General features: G+C 45.6%; 17 protein-coding genes. 11 read left to right on the forward strand and 6 right to left on the reverse strand.

Annotation, left to right across the window (positions count from 1 at the left end; all coding sequences use genetic code 11):
- The first annotated feature begins 15 nt into the window (after positions 1-15).
- Positions 16-465 carry an outer membrane lipid asymmetry maintenance protein MlaD gene (gene mlaD, locus B147_RS0103490; protein ID WP_020585859.1) on the forward strand — a complete coding sequence of 150 codons (450 nt, stop codon included), beginning with the start codon at positions 16-18 and terminating at the stop codon, positions 463-465.
- 35 nt (positions 466-500) lie between these two features.
- On the forward strand, positions 501-1364 hold the full coding sequence (locus B147_RS0103495) for an MlaA family lipoprotein (RefSeq protein ID WP_020585860.1): 864 nt from the start codon (positions 501-503) through the stop codon (positions 1362-1364).
- 41 nt (positions 1365-1405) lie between these two features.
- On the opposite strand, the gene B147_RS0103500 is transcribed toward B147_RS0103495, so the two are convergent.
- From B147_RS0103500 to B147_RS0103510, 3 genes are all read right to left on the reverse strand, one after another.
- Positions 1406-2209, reverse strand: a complete 804-nt coding sequence (locus B147_RS0103500) for a nitrilase-related carbon-nitrogen hydrolase (protein ID WP_020585861.1) — start codon at positions 2207-2209, stop codon at positions 1406-1408.
- A 34-nt stretch (positions 2210-2243) separates the two neighbouring features.
- Entirely contained in the window at positions 2244-2696 is a 453-nt protein-coding gene (gene ahbA, locus B147_RS0103505; RefSeq protein WP_020585862.1) for a siroheme decarboxylase subunit alpha, read from the reverse strand.
- Between the two features lie 222 nt (positions 2697-2918).
- A complete protein-coding gene (locus tag B147_RS0103510; RefSeq protein ID WP_020585863.1) occupies positions 2919-3236 on the reverse strand; it encodes a TusE/DsrC/DsvC family sulfur relay protein in 318 nt (105 codons plus the stop codon).
- A gap of 477 nt (positions 3237-3713) precedes the next feature.
- On the opposite strand from B147_RS0103510, the gene miaA reads away from it, so the two are divergent.
- On the forward strand, positions 3714-4625 hold the full coding sequence (gene miaA, locus B147_RS0103515) for a tRNA (adenosine(37)-N6)-dimethylallyltransferase MiaA (protein ID WP_020585864.1): 912 nt from the start codon (positions 3714-3716) through the stop codon (positions 4623-4625).
- 207 nt (positions 4626-4832) lie between these two features.
- The gene (locus B147_RS0103520; protein ID WP_245568912.1) at positions 4833-6287 is read left to right on the forward strand and encodes a penicillin-binding protein activator; all 1455 of its coding nucleotides are present in this window, start codon (positions 4833-4835) and stop codon (positions 6285-6287) included.
- On the opposite strand, the gene B147_RS0103525 is transcribed toward B147_RS0103520, so the two are convergent.
- A complete protein-coding gene (locus tag B147_RS0103525) occupies positions 6274-7599 on the reverse strand; it encodes an ATP-dependent 6-phosphofructokinase (RefSeq protein ID WP_020585866.1) in 1326 nt (441 codons plus the stop codon). The two genes, B147_RS0103520 and B147_RS0103525, sit on opposite strands and share 14 nt — an antisense overlap.
- Positions 7596-8579 (reverse strand): KpsF/GutQ family sugar-phosphate isomerase, encoded by a 984-nt coding sequence (locus B147_RS0103530; RefSeq protein ID WP_026259499.1) that lies wholly within the window; start codon positions 8577-8579, stop codon positions 7596-7598. Before B147_RS0103530 ends, B147_RS0103525 begins: the two co-directional genes overlap by 4 nt.
- 372 nt (positions 8580-8951) lie before the next feature.
- Between B147_RS0103530 and B147_RS0103535 the strand changes: the two genes are divergently transcribed.
- The 3 genes from B147_RS0103535 to B147_RS0103545 all read left to right on the forward strand — a co-directional run bounded on the left by B147_RS0103535 (position 8952) and on the right by B147_RS0103545 (position 12630).
- Positions 8952-9224: a PxxKW family cysteine-rich protein gene (locus B147_RS0103535; protein ID WP_026259500.1), complete on the forward strand. Its 273-nt coding sequence runs from the start codon at positions 8952-8954 to the stop codon at positions 9222-9224.
- A gap of 138 nt (positions 9225-9362) precedes the next feature.
- Positions 9363-10676 (forward strand): aminotransferase class I/II-fold pyridoxal phosphate-dependent enzyme, encoded by a 1314-nt coding sequence (locus B147_RS0103540; RefSeq protein ID WP_020585869.1) that lies wholly within the window; start codon positions 9363-9365, stop codon positions 10674-10676.
- 169 nt (positions 10677-10845) lie between these two features.
- On the forward strand, positions 10846-12630 hold the full coding sequence (locus tag B147_RS0103545; RefSeq protein WP_020585870.1) for a chloride channel protein: 1785 nt from the start codon (positions 10846-10848) through the stop codon (positions 12628-12630).
- A 32-nt stretch (positions 12631-12662) separates the two neighbouring features.
- Here the strand turns inward: B147_RS0103545 and truA are convergent, their stop codons facing one another.
- The gene (gene truA, locus B147_RS0103550; RefSeq protein ID WP_020585871.1) at positions 12663-13433 is read right to left on the reverse strand and encodes a tRNA pseudouridine(38-40) synthase TruA; all 771 of its coding nucleotides are present in this window, start codon (positions 13431-13433) and stop codon (positions 12663-12665) included.
- Between the two features lie 526 nt (positions 13434-13959).
- Here truA and B147_RS29975 point away from each other — a divergent pair.
- From B147_RS29975 to cysK, 4 genes are all read left to right on the forward strand, one after another.
- Positions 13960-15888, forward strand: coding sequence for a methyl-accepting chemotaxis protein (locus B147_RS29975; protein WP_020585873.1), 1929 nt, complete (start codon positions 13960-13962; stop codon positions 15886-15888).
- Positions 15889-16119: 231 nt separating this feature from the next.
- The gene (locus B147_RS0103565; RefSeq protein ID WP_020585874.1) at positions 16120-16512 is read left to right on the forward strand and encodes a helix-turn-helix domain-containing protein; all 393 of its coding nucleotides are present in this window, start codon (positions 16120-16122) and stop codon (positions 16510-16512) included.
- A gap of 5 nt (positions 16513-16517) precedes the next feature.
- Positions 16518-17501: a serine O-acetyltransferase gene (locus tag B147_RS0103570; RefSeq protein WP_020585875.1), complete on the forward strand. Its 984-nt coding sequence runs from the start codon at positions 16518-16520 to the stop codon at positions 17499-17501.
- Positions 17488-18405 carry a cysteine synthase A gene (cysK, locus tag B147_RS0103575; RefSeq protein ID WP_020585876.1) on the forward strand — a complete coding sequence of 306 codons (918 nt, stop codon included), beginning with the start codon at positions 17488-17490 and terminating at the stop codon, positions 18403-18405. The genes B147_RS0103570 and cysK overlap by 14 nt, the downstream gene beginning before the upstream one ends.
- Positions 18406-18409 lie beyond the last annotated feature (4 nt).

Here is an 18409-nt window from a genome sequence, read left to right on the forward strand (position 1 = left end):
ATTAAGGACAGGTTCATGAAATCAATCAATAAGGAATTCTATGTAGGCGTATTTGTAATTATCGGCCTTTTGTGCGCTGGATATCTTACGGTTGTCCTGGGCGGTGTCCCGATGTTTAACCCAAAGGGATATACGCTGTATGCATATTTTACCTCTGTAAGCGGTTTGAAAAACGGTGCTGGCATTGAGATGGCCGGTGTTGAGATCGGCAATGTCTCTGAGATCATTCTGGACAAAGAGCGTCTGGAGGCAAAGGTTGCCTTAAGGATCAACCAGGGGGTACAACTCAGCGAAGACAGCATTGCCTCTGTTAAAACCGCAGGCATCATCGGCGAAAAATATATTTCCATTTCTCCGGGGGGGTCTGATATCATGCTTGAAGACAAAGAGGCGTTTAGTAATACTGAATCTGCCCTGGATATTGAATCAATGGTCAGAAAATTTATCTTTAAAGACGATAATTGAGTTATGGACAGATGCAAACCACAGGAGAAATATCTATGAAATTTTATATAATCCTTATTGTTATGATCCTGACATTGATCACAGGTCCGGCCGTTGCGGGTAACTTAACCGATCAAACCGGACAAGCAGCATCTTCCCCAGGCTCAGATATCTCCCCCGACCCGTCAGTCAGTGACGTTGACCAGGCAGATAAGGTAGAAGATGACGAATTTCAAGCTGATATTTTCCAAGAGGATCAGGCTGATCAGAGTACCCATGCCATGGTCGCAGATCCCCTTGAAGGATTTAACCGTGCTGTATTCGTTTTTAACGATAAACTTTACATGTATGGCTTGAGGCCTGTTTCAAAGGGGTATGCCCGGGTGGTTCCCACCTTTGCCCGCAAAAGTATAAAAAATTTTTTTAACAACCTGTTTTTTCCTATCCGTTTTATCAATGACCTGCTCCAGGGTAAGGGTGAGGCCGCAGGCATGGAATTCTCCGCTTTTTTCATCAATACAACCCTTGGTTTTGGCGGGTTAAATAATTTTGCCCAGAAATATGTGGGCATCCGGCTTCAGGATGAAGATTTTGGCCAGACTCTTGGATCATACGGCATTGGCAACGGATTTTACCTGGTGCTGCCCATACTTGGTCCCAGCTCTTTGAGGGATGCTGTGGGCAGGGCAGGGGACTGGTTTGTCAATCCCATCAATTATGCACAGCCCTGGGAATTGTCCTGGGGGGCCTGGGGGTTTGAAAAGGTGAGCTGGACATCCTTTCATGTCGGGGAGTATGAAGCGTTTAAAGAGGCCTCAATAGATCCTTACACAGCCATGCGGAACGCCTATATCCAGAACCGTAACGCTCTTGTCAAAGATGTGGCCGGCGCTCAAAAATTAAAAAACAGTAAAGACTAAAGACAAAATGCAATTATTCGGATAATTGTTGTTTAGAGAGATTATTTATCAATGAGATTGGCACGCCGGTTGGGTAGAAAATATCTCATTTTATGGCTTCGGATATGTTCAAGTAGCGACATGTCCAGCACATGGGTGTACATATTATTTTCGTACGCAATGTTTTCACCTGCTAAAAATCCGTCAGGACCCACCATCATGGAAATTCCGGGGAAATTAAGCCCTGCATCGTTTTCGCCGACTTGATTAACGGCTGCCACAAATACTGCATTATCAAATGCACGGGCCGTTAAATGGCGCTTCCATGAAGCGCTTTTTTCCCCGGGGGTTCCCCTTGGTGACGCATGGGGGAAAAAAATAATATCCGCCTTTTTTAATGCCATGGCCGTTGACAATTCCGGGAAATGCGCATCGTAACAAAGCTGGATTCCGAAATGTACCCCTTTGAATTTAAAGACCTGTGTATCATTTCCATAGCTGAAATAAGGTGCCTCAAATGGGGACAAATGAATTTTTCTGTATCGGGCCACAGGCTGACCCGGGCGAAACACCAGATGCGTGGCATAGATTTTTCCCGAAGCCGCCTTTTCAACAAGTCCGGTTAGTATGGCGATCTTGTGATTATTTGCAAGCCGGTTCAGTTCATCCATCCATATGGAATCAAGGGCAACAGCATTGCTTAAATCTGCCGGGGCATAACCCGTCAGGTTCATTTCAGGGAACACAACAAAATCACAGTGTTGCCGGGCTGCAGCAGAGACATGTTTGACCGTTCGGTCAAGATTATACGCAAACCGGTTCACAGGGCAGTTTTGAATGACCAGGGCCACACGGATGTTTTGCATGATGACACCTACGATAAATTAATAGTATAGTAGGTCAGACTTTAAAATTGGCCGCTATTTTAAATACATGGGTGGCCGGCAGATTGAGAATTTCGGTCACTCCGGTTTTCTGTGAAATAGTTTCGAGGCTTTCTTTAATTTTTTCAACTGAGGGTGCAATAAATGTGAACCAGATATTGTATTGATGGTCCCTTTGATAATTATGGGTGACGCCACTGAAACTATTAACGGTCGTGGTGAACAACTCAATTTTGTCGGGGGCCACCCGGGCGGCGCAAAGGGTGGAGTAAAACCCCAGGCGATCAGGACTGAAGTTTCCGCCTATCCTGCGGATAATCAGCTCTTGTTTCATCAGCTCAATTTCATTTATGAGCTGGTCTTCACTTAGCCCCAGTTCTTCGGCCAGGATTTTGTAGGGCCTTGGATGAATTGGGAAATCGGCCTGGATCCGGTTAAGTATGTTTTTGCTTGTCTGGTCTTCTATCATTGGGTGGAAAATGTCCGAATTTGTAAGTATAACTGTGTAGATGTTTGATCCAGTGCCTTAGATTTGTCTATTTGGGACTGCGTAGCATACTTAATGTTATGTGAGCAGGACAAAATAGGCAAATATGAGGTGCTGGTCGAACATGTACGAAAAACAAAGGCCCTGTTTAGTTTGTAAACAGGGCCTTTATCAATTTAAGTTAAAAACTTAAAATATTTTTAACTATACACAACCGGTCGGTTTCGGAAGGCCGGCCATTTTGCAGGCTCCTTTACCAGGTCCGGAGGGGAACAGTTCATAAATGTGTTTCAGTTTGAACTTGGTGAGCTTGGAAAGAACACGAACCATGGGAGCGATACCGTTTTTCTCGTAGTAGTCCTGGAGAACTTTAACGAGCTGCCAGTGTTCGTCAGTCATCTCATCAATGCCTTCCTGGCCTTTTACGTACTCGACCCATTCTTCATTGTACATATTGTAATCAAGAAGAAATCCGTCTTCATCTATTTCGAATGTTTTCCCGTTAAACTCAAGTGTTGCCATTGAATCAATCCTCCTAAAAAAGTTTGTTATAACTGCTCGTTTAACCTATCTTAAGACAAACCGTCTTCACTATCAAAGTCACCATTACAATTGGAGACATACCTTATCTCAGCATTGAAGCCTTGTCAATAAAGAATAGCCGACGTTCGGTAAAAAAAACGAAATGGCCGAACCCTGCGTGGTTATTGCTCTTTTGGGCTTCGTTAATCTGTATTAAGTACAGAACCCGGCCCGTCCTTGCACACTGGTTTTTCCTGTTAGATCGCTTTAGATGAAAACTTTAATTAATTCTCATTCTCTAAGAATCGTGATATAGAACGATTCGTTGAATATTGTCAACCTCAGTTTATGTGAAAGTATCAATAAGTGGCTACATTACTTTCATGTTTTGTTGTGGGTTGAGCCTGGGTGCTGATAGCCCAGGTCTGCCCCTGGCCGTTAGTATAATAACCCATCGGAAAACAAAATTATTTTTGTATGACAAAAATTATTACCATATGCGGCCCCACAGGCATCGGGAAAACCGGCTTTGCCATTGCCCTGGCCCGGGAACTGAACGGCGAGGTCATTGGTGCAGATTCCATGCAGATCTACAAATATATGGACGTTGGGACTGCCAAACCCGATGAAAGGGAGCGGCAGCTTGCCGTACACCATCTGGTTGACTTCCTTGATCCGGCAGATAATTTTGATGCGAAAAGATTTACACTTTTGGCGGACCAGGCCATTGCCGACATTACACAACGGGGCAAGGTGCCTGTGATTGCCGGTGGGACAGGGCTTTATATCAGGGCCTTAATTCATGGCCTGTTCAGAGGGAAACCTGCTTGCCCGGCAACCCTTGATAAATTGAATCAAACCCTTGAAGAAAAGGGCGGGCGGGCACTGCATGAGCAATTGACAAAATGTGATCCAAAGGCAGCAGAAACGATTCATCCCAATGACGGATTCAGAATTGTAAGGGCCCTTGAGGTGTTTTTGACCACGGGGGTTCCCATTTCCCAGCGTCGGCAGACCCACGATTTCAAATCAGATCGGTACCAAAGCCTCACTTTTGGTCTTCACATGGACCGAAAACTGTTATATGACCGGATTAATCAGCGGGTGGATATCATGATGTCCCAGGGGCTGCTTGACGAGGTTAAGAATCTTGTGACCCAGGGGTATTCCCTGGAATTGAAATCTATGCAGTCCATCGGCTACCGGCATATGGGGATGTATATAAAGGGAGAAGTTACCCTTGAAGAGGCGGTCCGGCTGCTTAAACGCGATACCCGCCGGTATGCCAAGCGGCAGTTCACCTGGTTTAAAAAGGAAAAGGATTTGATCTGGATTGATGCCAAAGAGGTAGAAAAAGCCATTGAAACAGCAAAAGATTTTTTGAGATAATACTCTCATATTGATAATGTTTGTCTCTGTTAAGGAGAAGGTTTTAATCAACAATCCCTCCCCCCACCAAAAAAACAAGATGGTAGTTTTATGACTTACGCAAAACACATAAAATTTGTAGTTTCTGTTTGTAGTATAATTGCGCTTATTTTTTTTACCGGATGTTCCAAGCATGCTATCCCAGTTTCCTCTTCCAAGCCGTCCCGTATGCCGACAGACAAAACCGTACCCCGGCAGACAACTGTCCCGGAGCTTATCAATCAGGCCCGGATTTTAAGTGATCAAGGGGCTGTTCAAGATGCTTTGCTCCTCTACAATCATGCCTTTGATCTCGCTCAACGGCCCGGGGCCGGCCATGATGCAGTTTTCAAAACGATTATTCTTGATGATGTTGAAAAATTTTTATCAAAAATAGATCCCGAGGAGATTCAAAAATTTTCGAGAATCAAAAATCTTTCCATTCCCCCGGATCTTTTCGACTATTGGGCGGGGTACAAATTTGCCCGGATAGGAGATTCTGACAATGCTGCAAATGTTTTGAATGCATTTCTTGAAAAATATCCCAATCATCCCAAAACCGAGTGGGTAAAGGGACTTTTGGCAAATCTGGGCTCCATCGTCTTTAATAAAAAGAAGATCGGGGTCATCCTGCCCATGTCCGGCAAGTATAAGCTCTACGGCCAAAAGGCCATGAGGGGTATAGAGCTTGCCCTTGCAAGGCTTTCTGAATCTGGTATTAAAGATTTAAGCATTGAGGTCAAGGACAGTATGTCGGATCCTGAACATGCTGCCAGGTGTGTGGACCAGCTTGGAAAAAACAATGTTTTTTCCATTTTAGGGCCCATTCTCGCTTCAAAACAAGCGGCTGATAAAGCCCAGGTCCTTGGTATTCCCATGATGGCACTGACCCAGAAAACAGAATTTCCCCAATATGGAGATTATATATTCAGCAATTTTATAACCCCTGAAATGCAGGTTCAGGCGCTGGGCAGCTATGTTTTTCATGAACTGGGATTGACAAGAATGGCTGTCTTATATCCGGATGACAACTATGGAAATCGTTATATGCAGGTGTTCAGACAGATGGTTGAGCAGTTTGACGGCCAATTAACGGCGGCCCAGGTGTATGACGGTAGTCAAACTGATTTTTCAGCTTCCATTAAAGAGTTGATCAGGAATACACGGCTACGTTTCCAGGCATTGTTTATCCCGGATTCAGTGTCCAGGATCAATTTGATACTCCCCCAGCTTGTCTATCATGACGCCAAGGGCTTTACTTTGTTAGGGACCAATCTGTGGCACAAGGACAGCCTTTTAAAAGAGACTAGAAGGTACAATAGAAACGCCGTAATCTGCGACGGATATTTTTCCGGCAGTGCCAATCCTGAAACCGTATGGTTTGATAGGGCGTTCCAGGATTTATACCAGGAAAGGCCCGGCTTTCTTGAGGCCATTGCCTATGATTCGGCCCAGATTCTCTTCACGGCAGCCAATGCCGATGACGTTGATTCCGGAAGGCGACTCAAGGATGTTCTGCAGGGGCAATTCATATTTGACGGGGCCACCGGAAGCACTCGTTTTGACAAGACCGGCACCCCGCACAAGAGGTTGTTCTTGATTACCATAAAGGATGATCAGTTTATGGAAATCAACACCCGTTAAACAGTGAATTTTGGCCGGTGGATTCAAGAACCGACTGCCACAGCCTGCCTGACGGATCCATTTTTTTGCGTCGTCCGGCCGAGGCATCCATGGGTACATGGACATAATTATTATTCCAGAAGCTGATAAGCAAATTGGTTTTTCCGGCCATGCCCGCATGTACGGCATCCCTTGCCAGAAGCCCGCAGAACACCGAGTCATTGGCATTGGCAGGCAAGCTGCGGATAATGTAGGATGGATCAATGTATTTCAAAGAGATGGGGATATCTTTGGATTTAAAATAATCGCTGATTTCTGACTTTAAGAATAGACCAATATCCTTGAGCTTCACGTTGCCCGATGCATCATGCTCGATATCCTTGTCTTCAAAAAAATTCTGACCGGCTCCTTCGGCCACAATGATTACTGCATGTTTTCTAAGGGCCAGACGCCGCTCTATAGCGGCTAAAAGTCCGTTTTCCCCATGCAGCAGGATCTGCTCTTCGGGGATGAGCACAAAATTGGCATCAGGTTGGGCAAGGGCGGCCGTGGCTGCCAGAAATCCGGAATACCTGCCCATGAGCTTGATCAGGCCGATACCGTTGGGATAGGCCTCGGCTTCGTTATGGGCGCCCTTGATTGCCAGGGTGGCCACGTCTACGGCTGAATCAAAGCCAAAAGAACGGGAAACCAGAAAAATATCATTATCAATGGTTTTTGGAATACCAACCACGGAAATCTTCAATCCGCGGTTTAAAATTTCATCTCCAATGGACTTGGATGCCATCAATGTCCCGTCCCCCCCCACCATGAAAAGCAATCCCACTCCAATACGTTCCAGGCAGTCCACTATTTCCCCGATATCCTGTCCACCCCGGGAAGAGCCCAGCATGGAGCCACCTGTGTTCTGAATGCCTGATACTCGTTGGGGGTTCAGCTCAATTAATTCATGGCCGAATTTGTGGATAAAACCCTGGAGCCCATGGCGGATACCATAGATGGTTTTAACACCATACACATGATATAATTCAAGCACTAACGACCGGAGAATGTCGTTTAACCCCGGGCACAGCCCTCCACAAGTGACCACTGCACACTTGAGTTTGCTGGGGTCAAAATAAATCTTCTCCCGGGGGCCTGCCTGTTCAAAACTGAGTATTTCATCTGCCTTGGCTCCGGCCACACGGTCAACCCTGACATCAACGCTGATTCTGTATTCATCTTTCATGAAACGGGTTTTACCGTCACAGGCCAACCCCTGGGAAATCAGTGGAGATGGAATCCGGGCAGGGCCTAAAACGGGAATGGTCGTATTGATGTTCATGTCTTTCATTGATTCCCTCCATTAAATTTAAAGGTTCCCTTTCCCAAGATATCGTGGAGATGCAGCAACCCTTTAAGGCAGCCGCTCTCCCCAAGGATAGGCAAAACCGTAATTTCATATTTTTCCATTAAATTCAAGGCATCATACAGATAAGAATCGGGGAACAGGTGTCTCGGGGAGCGGGTCATTATCTCGTCTACAAGAAGGGTGTCGGCTGTACCTCCCCCCTTTGCAAGCCAGTGCCGGACATCTCCGTCTGTAAGTATTCCCATAAGTTTATCAGTCGAATCAAGAACAAAAACAGCGCCCAGGCGGTGGGTATCCATACAGGCAAGGGTCTGGGCCATAGTGGTGCCTGTTTGTACAAAAGGCACGCTTGATTTTTCAAGCATCAGTTCGCTGACCTTGCCTGACAGGCGCTGCCCCAATGCACCTCCGGGATGGGAGCGCATGAAATCGGCTTTTTTAAAATTTTTCTTTTTTATCAGGGCCACGGCCAGGGCATCCCCCATGGCCAGCTGGGCTGTGGTTGAGCAGGTCGGAGCCATATTCAAGGGGCAGGCCTCTTTTTTTACACCGGTGTTTATGATCATATCACAGAATCCTGCCATGGCGGATTCAGGCTTTCCCGTGAAACCCGCTATCTTACAGCCTACCTCCCTGATTACGGGTAAAAGCTGGTTGAGTTCTCCGGTCTCACCGGAATTTGAGATGGCAATGAATATGTCATTTCGGCTGACCATGCCAAGGTCCCCGTGAACGGCTTCAACCGGATGAAGAAACATGGCATTTGTGCCTGTGCTGCTTAAGGTGGCGGCAATCTTTCTTCCGATTAAACCCGATTTTCCGATGCCTGAAATAATGACTCGTCCTTTGGCGCTAAAGATTGCATTAACAAGGGTTTGAAAATCCGTATCTAATTTTTCAATAAGGTCCAGAAGGGCCTGGGCTTCCATTTTCAGAACTTGAACAGCGTCGTCTATGATCATTGGTTTTTCCGGATTACTATTATTGGACTGGATGTGGTTAAGGTTATGGGATCTCACGATTTCATCGTTATACATCAGAAAAGATCTGCCCACAAGAGATAGCTCCTAAATATACCATAGAACAAATATGTGTTTAAAAATAATTAGTTGACAATTAAAGTGGCATTATGATAGTTGGTTACGGTTTATTTATTCCGGTTTATATCAAACCCGGATTTATTTTATTTAACAGCCATGGGTAAACCTGGTCTATCAGCACCCAGACTCAGCCCACAACAAAAGTTGAAAGATCTGTGTTAGTTACACAGACTTTCTTATGAAATTAAATACCTAATGACTAAGGTAATATAACAATAAAACAGGAAGACGATTATGATTTGTACAACTGTTAGAGAAGGCCAGGATTGTGTATTCATGACAGCCCAGGGCTGCAGCTATAACGAAGGCAGCTGCCTTCCCATCATTGATGAATGCAAAGGCTGTCAGAGAAGTGGAGAATTTCCCACCGGCGTTTACTGCACTGCTGCGCCTGATCCCTCTTTGAAATGGAAAAACGGCAACTGCAACATGGCCACCCATGTTAAAACCACCACCGAAACCAAAAAACAGAAACTTAACCCTATCAAGGCATCCAAACGAAGATAACGCAACCGATTCAATGCACGTAAAAACTCTGCAGTTTTCCTTGGACTTCCTTAGGCCTGGCTGCAGGGTTTTCTTTTTTCAGGTGCCAATATTCATTTTATTGAATTTGGAGAATACTTTAATTTAACAGGTTAAATCATGAACCCCAATGCCCAGGAATTGAATAACACCATTAAACAGGCTACGCCCCATGTATATGAAATGCTCTCTGATATGGGAAAGAGACTGTTTTTCCCCGAAGGAATTTTAACACAGAGCGCTGAAGCAAAGATAAAGGCGGACAAAATCAACGCCACCATCGGCATCGCAAAGCAGGGCAGTTGCGTTTTAAGTCTTTCTTCCGTGACAAAATACATTACAGAAATTGAACCGGATGATTATCTGCCTTATGCTTCCTCATTTGGGCTTCCGGAACTCCGGGAAACATGGCTTAAGAAAATGTATGTTAAAAATCCGTCACTTGAGGGCACCGTCCTTAGTATGCCCGTGGTCACATCCGGCATCACCCATGGGGTTTCCATATTTTCGGACATGTGGGTAAATGCCGGGGATGTTATTGTCGTGCCGGACATGACATGGGGCAACTACAACATGATCTTCCGTGTTCGCAATCGTGCCCGGTTTGTTACGTACCAATCCTATGACGACGCACTGACCCACTTTAACCTGGATGATTTCGAGCGTGTGGTCAGGGAACAGGCGGCACTTAACGATAAAATTATTATCATGCTGAATTTCCCCCACAACCCAACCGGGTATTCCTTGAACGATAATGAGGCGTTGCGTGTTGCAGAAATCCTCATTGATGTGGCCCAAAAGGGCACCAATGTTGTGGCAGCCTGTGATGACGCTTATTTTGGGTTGTTTTTTGAACCGGAAACATTTAAACAGTCTTTGTTTGCCAAAATGGCCGGCAGAACGAATCGGCTTTTAGCCGTTAAACTCGACGGACCCACCAAGGAAGATTATGTCATGGGCTTAAGAACCGGGTTCGCCACTTACGCGGTTGCCGCAGATGCCAACCTTGAAGGGGTGTATGAGGCTCTGGAAAAAAAGACGGCCGGATGCATCCGGGGCAATATCTCAAACTGTTCTCATTTAAGTCAGACCATTCTTTTCAAATCCATGGAAGATGAAAATTACGAGCGTTTTAAGCAGGAAAAGTTTGACCTGCTTAAATCCCGGGCCATGGCCATTAAAGAGGTACTCAAAGATCCTAAATATGCGAGTGGATTTGATGTTTATCCGTTTAATTCTGGCTATTTTGTGTGCATCCGTGTTAAAGGCGTGAACGCAGAAGATTTAAGGCTTCATCTGCTTGACAACTATGGTACCGGTTTGATCTCCATTGGAGAAGACAATCTTCGGGTGGCGTTTTCATGTCTGGAAGAAAAAGATGTAAAAACTTTATTTGACATTATTCTCTCAGGGATCAATGATTTAAGAAAATAAAATTTTTTTATGGCATATGACAAAAGGCTCTAAAAATATGGAGGTAATATTGGCGTTAACCTGAACCGGAAATTTAAAATATCCGGATAATCCCGGCGGTCAAAAATAGATTGGGCCTGATCTTCGGCAGATGACGATTTTGCCGGGACAAGTGAGGCAGGGCACAAAAATGAATTTAAGCAGAAAAAGTAATGTTGATCTCAAATATGCCGGCAAATGGGTGTTCTATTTTGTTTTGATAGGCGTCATGTCAGGCCTTGGGGCGGTTCTGTTTCATTACCTGTGCGGCCTTGGCATGCATTATTTTTTGGATATGATGGCCGGATACAGGCCCCAGGGACCTGCCGGTGAGCATCTGCTGCTGCCCCACACCGATACGCCTTTCAACAAGTGGGTGTTATTGCTTTTACCTGCATTGGGAGGTCTTGTCTCCGGGTGGATTGTTTATACCTTTGCTCCGGAGGCAGAGGGGCATGGTACGGACGCCGCAATAGACGCCTTCCATCACAAGGGCGGTATTATTCGCTCACGGATTCCAATTATTAAAACCATTGCCTCCACCATTACGCTGACCACCGGCGGCTCAGGGGGCAGGGAAGGGCCCATTGCCCAGATTGGGGGCGGATTCGGTTCTTTTCTGGCTACACGGTTCAACCTGTCTGAACGGGAACGGTGTATTATGATGGCTGCAGGGATTGGTGCCGGTGTGGGCAGTATCTTCAGAGCACCCTTGGCTGGCGCTCTTTTTGCTGCGGAAGTGCTCTACCGTGATCCTGAATTTGAGTCTTCGGTCATCATTCCGGCCGGCATCTCCTCTGTGGTGGCCTATTGCACCTTTTGTCTGTTTTTCGGATGGGGTTCGTTGTTTGATTCCCCGGCATTTAAATTTGAAAATCCATTGCAGTTAGGTCCCTATCTTGGTCTTGCCGTAGTTCTGGTCCTCACCGGCGTTTTATATGTTAAGGTGTTTTATGGGACGACGCATCTGTTTCGGAAACTGAAAATCCCAAATCACATCAAACCTGCCCTTGGCGGTCTTGTGACCGGTGTGATCGGTTTTTTTATGCCTTATACCCTGGCCTTTGGATACGGCATGGCCCAGGGGGCTATTTTCAACCAGTTGGCCATCCCCGTTCTTTTGGGTCTTGCCCTGGGAAAAATTTTTACCACATCCTTTTCCATTGGCTCCGGCGGGTCCGGCGGTGTATTTGGGCCTTCGGTTGTTATCGGCGGCGCCATGGGCGGGGCCGTGGGGCAGTTTTTTCATATGGTTATGCCCACGGTTGTAACCCAGCCGGGGGCCTTTGTCATTGTTGGTATGGCCGGATTTTTCACGGCTGTGTCCAACACCCCCATCTCCACCATCATATTTGTCAGTGAGATGACCAACTCCTATCATCTTCTGCTGCCAAGTCTTCTGGTTTGTTCGGTGTGTTATCTTTTGTCCACAAAATGGTCTATTTATGAAAACCAGGTGAAATCGCGAGTTGATTCACCGCTTCATGCCGGAGAATTTATGATAGACATTCTTCAAACCATAAAAGTGGAAAAACTCAAACATCTTATCAAGGATGTCCGATGCCTGAACCAGGACATGAGCTTCAATCACTTTAAAAAAATATTTCAGACCACCAAGCAAAGATATTTCCCGGTTATGAACGGCCAAGGAAGATTATGCGGCATTTTTTCCTCCACCGATGTCCGTGAGGTTCTTTTTTCAAGCGATCTTGGGCAACTGGTCCTTATGAAGGATATTATGGTGTCCAGTATGATTACTACCACCTTAGCCGAAGATTTGAACACGGTACTGCTTAAACTTACAAAGAAAAACATTGATGCGCTGCCTGTGGTGGATGAAGATGATCCGGGAAAATTTATCGGCATGCTTTACCGCCGTGACATTATTGCCTACTATAACCTCCATGTGACAAGAATCCGGGAATCTGAAAAGTAGTGTTAGTGTTTGAACAGCCTGTCGAGCACGAATTAATAATTCACTTGATGCAAAAACAACCCCCTTGCCGGGGCGGTCGCTCCGGCAAGGGAACGTTCACGTGAGCAAAGGATCTGATTGAACATTGCCGGGCTAATCCGTCCTGCACCGGCATCTTTTAGCGTTCCTACGATATTTCGGACCATGTTTTTTAAAAATCCCGTGGCACAGATACAAAATTCCAGCCGATCGTAAGGCTTTTCTGTCCAGCTTGCACTGAAAATCGTTCTTACGGTGGAAGACCTTGGACTGCCCGTATTTTCAAAAGCTTTAAAATCATGTTCGCCCACGAGGTATTTACAGCACTGATTCATGGCGTCTATATTCAGAACCGGCTTTACATGCCATAAATAATCCCGGCCAATGGCCGTGGGGGGTTCTCTGTTCAGTATGTAATACCGGTACTCTTTGGAACGAACATGGTACTGTGCATGGAAATCAGGATCTGCGAGCCGGCAGTCATGAATCACAATGGGAGCGGACACAAGGCTGTTCACCCCTTTTTGAATGATATCAGGGGTAAGACGGGTCTCTGCATGGAAATGGGCCACCTGGGCCCGTGCATGAACACCTGCATCCGTACGTCCGGAACCGTGAATTTTAATGTCCTGGTTTAAAATCATGGATAATATACGTTCAAGCTCACCCTGGATGGTGGGTTTATCAGCTTGGCGCTGCCACCCGAAAAAATTGGTTCCGTCATAGGCCACCACAATTTTGAAATTTTTTGTCGGGCTGTTCTGATTTTCAACTGTCTTGGGCATTCTGCAGTATGGCTTTTTTTTTGATAAGTTTTTTAACCAAGACATCGAGCGGGTGATGCTTGACGGATTGAGTTTGGAGATATTTGGATTTTACAAGCCGCTTTGAAAAGGTGTTACAATTAAAAAAAACAGGCATACACCAGAAAATTATTTTCAGGTGATTCCATGTTCTTTGCCCTCCTATGCGTATTTTGCACATACAAATAACTTGTCCAAACATTCCTGTCAAGCCGATCCCATTTGTGGAAGTTTGATCCTGCCTTCAATTTATTGGGGGCGGTAGTGGAATTTAGTATAAATCTGTGCTTTACTGGACTTTTCTTAAAGTGATCTTCTGGATTTTTTTATATTAGTTATCGCAAACTCAGTGAACAGCCATGGGCTGACCTGGTCTATCAGCACCCAGGCCCAGCCTGCAACGAATATTGAAAGATTCGCGCGGTTTACACAGATTTTTTTATAAAAAACTTTATTTATGGGTTCTTAAATTTTTCAATGCCCAATTCTAATTTTTAAGGAGAAGATAATGAAAAAATTGTACAATAACTTAAAACTTGCATGGAAACTTATGGGCGGAATAGGCTTGGTTATCATATTTTTTATCTGTGCTCTGGGAATCTTTTATTATACCAATCATGTTACAGCATCGAAGTTTGATTCCGTCTGGCATACAGGAAAAGCCATTGCTGACGGTTTTAGAGATATAGAGTCTTTAGTGCTTCAGTGCCGCAGGGAAGAAAAGAATTTTTTGATGAACAAGGATAAGAAATATGTTGATAAAGTTGAAAAAAATATAACCTTGCTGAAAAAAGAGGCAGACAATATCCAAGGTATTGCTATAAAAAATAAAAGCAAAGAATTTGAAGATCGTGCTGTAAGAATAGTAAAAGATGCAGACCAGTATCTTGCATTATTTCATACCGTGGTGTCTCTGTGGGAAAAAAGAGGTCTTAGTCATAAATCCGGATTGCAGGGAGACTTTAGAAATGTTGTACATGAACTGACAGACGATGTTCATGCCGCAAATGACATGGATTCATTAACAGCTCTTCTGACGCTAAGAAAGCACGAAAAAGACTATCTTTTAAGGTTTGACAAAAAATATAAAGACAATGCGCTTAAAATACTGTCTGAACTTTCCGATCATCCTGGAATATCAAAAGATAAATTGAATAAATACAAGGCGCTTTTTCTTGCACTCGTAGAGACAGACGATCAGATCAATAATTCGTCTGCTAAAATGAGAGAGGTTGTAAATAGAATTGAACCACTGATAGAGGAAAATGTTCTTCTTGCAACCCAATATGCAACCGGTGAAATGGCAGCAGCAAAAGCCAGGAGCAGGTATCTAAGTAATATTGCCGTTACTATTGCAGTTGTCGCCGTTGCTGTCGGTATATTCATAGCCGTTCTTATCACTTTAAGCATTACAGGCGCTTTCAAAAAAATAGTTTACCTTGCCAAGGCAATGTCAGAGGGAGATTTGACACAACAGCTTGATATTGATCAAAAAGATGAAATAGGAGATCTTGCAAGAGCCCTTAACAACATGGCAGACAGCCTAAATAAAATGTTCAGAGATGTTTCCATAGGAATCCAGACATTGTCCTCTTCATCCACTGAACTTGCCGGAGTCGCCAACCAGATAACCTCAAATTCAGAGGCCACAAGCGAAAGAGCGAATTCAGTTTCTGTTGCCGCAGAAGAGATGAGCACCAACATGAATTCCGTTGCTGCTGCAACAGAACAGGCCACAACCAATATACAGATGATCGTGGCTGCTGCTGAAGAAATGACAGCAACCATAAAGGAAATAGCCGCCAACACAACCAAAGGTAGCGAGACAACAACCCATGCTGTTGACCAGGCGCAGCATGTTTCTGAAACAATGGATGAATTGGGCAATGCGGCAGCACAGATAAACAAAGTAACAGAGACAATCGCTGATATTTCCGAACAGACCAATCTTCTTGCCCTGAACGCAACAATAGAAGCGGCAAGGGCAGGAGACGCGGGCAAGGGGTTTGCCGTAGTTGCAGGTGAAATCAAGGCGCTTGCCCAACAGACAGCAGAAGCGACCAGGGAAATCAATGAGAGGATATCAGGAGTAAAAGCAAGTACTGATGAATCTATAACTGCAATTAAGGGGATCGTAACTGTCATCAATGAAGTAAATGGTATTGTAATTACAATTGCAACAGCTATTGAAGAACAGTCGGCAACGACTCAGGAGATTTCAAACAATGTGAGCCAGGCAGCATCAGGGCTTCAAGAAGTAAATGATAATGTGAACCAGGCTTCTGCAGTAACAGGAGAGGTAACCCGGAATATTACCGAAGTTAACCAGGCAGCCCAGGAAACAAATTCAGGAGCTGTACAGGTAAATGAAAGCGCCGCAGAACTTTCAAAGCTTGCCGGGCACCTTAATGAAATGGTAGCACGATTTAAAATATAAGTATTTTTTATTTCCAGGATAGGGTTAAAGTTTAAGCTTTTGTCGTTAAGCAGCAAAAAGGGGTTGCGACAGTTTGACAATCACTACATTGTGGCATAGCTTATTTGATAAATTTAAATAGTTTTATATGAAAGTATCAATAAGTTGCTAAGTTACTTTCATATTTTGTTATGGATTGAGCCTGGGTGTTGATAGACCAGGTCGGCCCATGACCGTTTGTGGAAAGAGCCTATGAACAGCAAGGAATTTAAAATATTCAGATCTCGTTTAGACCGTACCCAGAAAGAGATGGCCCAGCTTTTAGGGATTTCCATTAAAGCAATACACAGCTATGAGCAAGGGTGGCGCAAGATCCCCGGCCATGTGGAGCGACAGGTCTATTTTTTGCTCTCGCGTACCCTGCAGCGGACCGGCAAGAAAAAAAAATGTTGGGATCTTTTGCAATGCCCAAAGGAGCAGATGAACCGTTGTCCGGCTTATGAATTCCAATCCGGGGATATGTGCTGGTTTGTCAACGGTACCCGGTGTGGGGGCAAGATTCATGATTCATGGGAGAAGAAAATGGAAGCGTGCCGACGGTGCGATATCTTCTTGAATTTGTTTGATGATATACAGGGGAGTTAAGAAAAATGAGTCTGACGAACAAAAAAGAAGATCTGTGCCCATATCTCGGCACCCAGGCCCGGAATGTTCAAAGAGCTGCCCTCCCCGGGGTTATTGACCGGATTATAAATACATTGGATGATCCTGAGTGTTTTGCCCACATTGGCAATGAACCCATCCATTTCTCCACCTCGGTCAGGGATATGATCGAAAAATTAAGAAATATTTTATTCCCCGGATATTTTTCAAATGAAAAAATGGATAGTGTCAACCATACCTACCATCTGGGCCGGGAAATTACCCTGCTCTACGATATCCTTTCCAAACAGATCATCCATGTATTGCGCCATGATTGTCTGAGATTTGACAAGGTTTGTTTGGAATGTGAACGCCGGGGCAATGAGGCTGCGTTCGCGGTGATCGAACAGATCCCGGTGCTGCGAAGAAAATTAGCGGCTGATGTCAGGGCGGCCTATGACGGGGATCCGGCGGCCAAAAGCCACGATGAAATTATTTTTTCCTACCCGGGGCTGTATGCCATCACGGTTCACCGGATCGCCAACATCCTTCACCAGCTTGATATTCCGCAGCTTCCCAGGATCATGACAGAACTGGCCCACAGTCTGACCGGCATTGATATTCATCCGGGGGCCACCATTGGTGAACGTTTTGTCATTGATCACGGAACCGGCGTTGTCATTGGAGAGACATCTGTGATCGGTGAAAATGTGCGCATCTACCAGAATGTCACCATCGGTGCGTTGTCCCTGCCCAGGGATGCCGGAGAAAAACTGCGTTGGGTAAAGCGGCATCCCACCATTGAAGATGATGTAATTATCTATTCCGGGGCCACTGTGCTTGGCGGCGATACTACTATTGGGGCACGGTCCGTTGTGGGCGGGAACGTATGGCTCACACACTCTATTCCGGCTGATACCAAGATATTTATGGAAGAGCCCCGCCTGATTATTCAACAGCAACCAAAGGAGACGGTAAGTGAAGGCGATTAACGACATCACCCAGGCCTGCGGTAACACCCCCCTGGTCTATCTGGAGGCACCCTCCCGGGAATGCGGGGCACATCTCTACGCTAAACTGGAGTATTTCAATCCACTGGGCAGCGTTAAAGACCGGGTCGGTCTTGCCATGATTGAGGCGGGTCTGAAAAGCGGACAGATCGGACCGGATACATTGATCGTGGAGCCTACCTCAGGGAATACCGGCATTGCACTGGCGTTTGTGGCACGTATAAAGGGGCTGAAGCTTGTTTTGACCATGCCGGAAACCATGAGTATGGAACGTCAAAAACTGTTGCGTCATTTAGGGGCACAACTTGTTTTGACCCCGAGACACCTTGGCATGAAAGGTGCCGTGGACAAAGCGACCGAGATGGTGGCAACCCACGGGAATGCCTTTATGCCTGATCAGTTTTCGAATCCTGCCAACCCGGCTATCCACAGGGCCACCACCGGTCCGGAGATCTGGGAAGCGGCACAGGGCAGGGTTGATATTTTTGTGGCAGGGGTGGGCACCGGCGGCACCCTGACCGGGGTGACGGAATATATCAAGGGTAAACACCCGGACCTCATGTCCATTGCCGTGGAACCGGCTGATTCGCCTGTCCTCTCCGGCGGGAAAGCAGGGCCTCATACCATCCAGGGCATTGGTGCCGGTTTTGTCCCGGCTAACTTTAACCGGGAGCTGGTCGATCAAATTCTCCCGGTCAAAGGAGAAGATGCCATGAACGGGGCCAGAACCCTTGCCAAATCATGTGCAATTCTTTGCGGCATCTCTTCGGGTGCCAACTTTCATGCCGCCTTTCAGACCGGCCTGAAGCACCCGGGGAAAACCATTGTTTTCATCGTATGCGACACTGGGGAACGGTATATCAGCACAAGCTTGTTCGACCTGTAATGGC

The sequence above is a fragment of the Desulfobacter curvatus DSM 3379 genome (genome assembly GCF_000373985.1).
Lineage (GTDB): Bacteria > Desulfobacterota > Desulfobacteria > Desulfobacterales > Desulfobacteraceae > Desulfobacter > Desulfobacter curvatus.

What these genes read in the sequence shown, in the direction of transcription:
- B147_RS0103510 (WP_020585863.1), bottom strand. Translation starts at nt 3,236, where the DNA reads ATGGCAACACTTGAGTTTAACGGGAAAACATTCGAAATAGATGAAGAC.
- B147_RS0103570 (WP_020585875.1), top strand. Translation starts at nt 16,518, where the DNA reads ATGAGTCTGACGAACAAAAAAGAAGATCTGTGCCCATATCTCGGCACC.
- B147_RS0103495 (WP_020585860.1), top strand. Translation starts at nt 501, where the DNA reads ATGAAATTTTATATAATCCTTATTGTTATGATCCTGACATTGATCACA.
- B147_RS0103535 (WP_026259500.1), top strand. Translation starts at nt 8,952, where the DNA reads ATGATTTGTACAACTGTTAGAGAAGGCCAGGATTGTGTATTCATGACA.
- B147_RS0103545 (WP_020585870.1), top strand. Translation starts at nt 10,846, where the DNA reads ATGAATTTAAGCAGAAAAAGTAATGTTGATCTCAAATATGCCGGCAAA.
- B147_RS0103500 (WP_020585861.1), bottom strand. Translation starts at nt 2,209, where the DNA reads ATGCAAAACATCCGTGTGGCCCTGGTCATTCAAAACTGCCCTGTGAAC.
- B147_RS0103525 (WP_020585866.1), bottom strand. Translation starts at nt 7,599, where the DNA reads ATGAAAGACATGAACATCAATACGACCATTCCCGTTTTAGGCCCTGCC.
- B147_RS0103565 (WP_020585874.1), top strand. Translation starts at nt 16,120, where the DNA reads ATGAACAGCAAGGAATTTAAAATATTCAGATCTCGTTTAGACCGTACC.
- B147_RS29975 (WP_020585873.1), top strand. Translation starts at nt 13,960, where the DNA reads ATGAAAAAATTGTACAATAACTTAAAACTTGCATGGAAACTTATGGGC.
- B147_RS0103530 (WP_026259499.1), bottom strand. Translation starts at nt 8,579, where the DNA reads ATGATCATAGACGACGCTGTTCAAGTTCTGAAAATGGAAGCCCAGGCC.
- B147_RS0103520 (WP_245568912.1), top strand. Translation starts at nt 4,833, where the DNA reads ATGCCGACAGACAAAACCGTACCCCGGCAGACAACTGTCCCGGAGCTT.
- mlaD (WP_020585859.1), top strand. Translation starts at nt 16, where the DNA reads ATGAAATCAATCAATAAGGAATTCTATGTAGGCGTATTTGTAATTATC.
- miaA (WP_020585864.1), top strand. Translation starts at nt 3,714, where the DNA reads ATGACAAAAATTATTACCATATGCGGCCCCACAGGCATCGGGAAAACC.
- truA (WP_020585871.1), bottom strand. Translation starts at nt 13,433, where the DNA reads ATGCCCAAGACAGTTGAAAATCAGAACAGCCCGACAAAAAATTTCAAA.
- ahbA (WP_020585862.1), bottom strand. Translation starts at nt 2,696, where the DNA reads ATGATAGAAGACCAGACAAGCAAAAACATACTTAACCGGATCCAGGCC.
- B147_RS0103540 (WP_020585869.1), top strand. Translation starts at nt 9,363, where the DNA reads ATGAACCCCAATGCCCAGGAATTGAATAACACCATTAAACAGGCTACG.